General features: G+C 65.9%; 1 protein-coding gene. It reads left to right on the top strand.

The annotated features are described in order from the left end of the window. Positions 1–124: 124 nt before the first annotated feature. Positions 125–1,018, top strand: coding sequence for an IS5 family transposase (locus AB0K03_RS41090; RefSeq protein WP_364697600.1), 894 nt, complete (start codon positions 125–127; stop codon positions 1,016–1,018). Positions 1,019–1,029: the final 11 nt, after the last annotated feature.

Raw genomic sequence — 1,029 nt, 5'->3', positions numbered from 1 at the left:
CTAAGGCGTGTTTCGTAAGTCCCGCTTAGCCGGTACGAGGTCACGGCGTGGCGGTGATTCATAACTGAAGAGGTCTCCGGTAAGAGGGTTCAACGACCAAGAAGAACTTCATACCGGAGACCTCGTGGCCACCTTAGCGGTGACGAGGCGGCACGACTTGAGCGACGCGCAATGGCAGCGGCTCGCGCCGCTGCTACCTGCCGCGCCGAGCAACGGTCGTCCGCCGAAGTGGGAGAAACGGCAGCTCATCGACGGAATCCGGTGGCGGATCCGGATCGGCGCACCATGGCGTGATGTCCCGGCTGAGTACGCGCCCTGGCCGACGATCTATGGACTGTTTCGTCGCTGGCAGCGCGACGGAACCTGGGATCGGATCCTGTCAGCGTTGCAGGCCCAAGACGATGCTCAGGGCCGCATCGACTGGACGGTCAGCGTGGACTCGATGACCAGCCGCGCCCATCAGCACGCCGCGGGTGCGCGCACCGACGGGCATCTGCAGAAGGAGCCACCCGGTGGGGTGCATGACGAGCCGGCCGATCATGGGCTGGGCCGATCCCGTGGTGGTCTGACGACCAAGACGCATCTGGCCTGCGAGCAGGGTCAGAAGGTGTTGTCGCTGATCGTCACCGCCGGGCATCGCGGGGACAGCCCGCAGTTCATCCCGGTCCTGCGCCGCATCCGGGTGGGCAGGCTCGGTGTCGGTCGGGCCCGCACGCGTCCGGTGTTGGTGCTGGCCGACAAGGCTTACACCAGCCGCGGCAACCGCCGTTACCTGCGCTCGCGCGGGATCAAGGCGTGTATCCCGAGCAAGAGCGACCAGGACGCCCACCGCAAGGCCAAAGGTTCCAAGGGTGGGCGTCCCCCGAAGTTCGACCCGCAGCTCTACCGGCTCCGGCACGCCGTGGAGAACGGCATCGCAAGGCTCAAACGCCACCGCGGTGTTGCCACCCGCTACGACAAGTTAGCCGTCCGCTTCCAGGCCGTCCTGACCATCACCGTCATCGGCGAGTGGTTATGAAACACGCCCTA

The organism is Actinoplanes sp. NPDC049316, from assembly GCF_040677315.1.
Taxonomy (GTDB): Bacteria; Actinomycetota; Actinomycetes; order Mycobacteriales; family Micromonosporaceae; genus Actinoplanes.
This window is presented reverse-complemented; position numbering and strand designations above follow the sequence as displayed.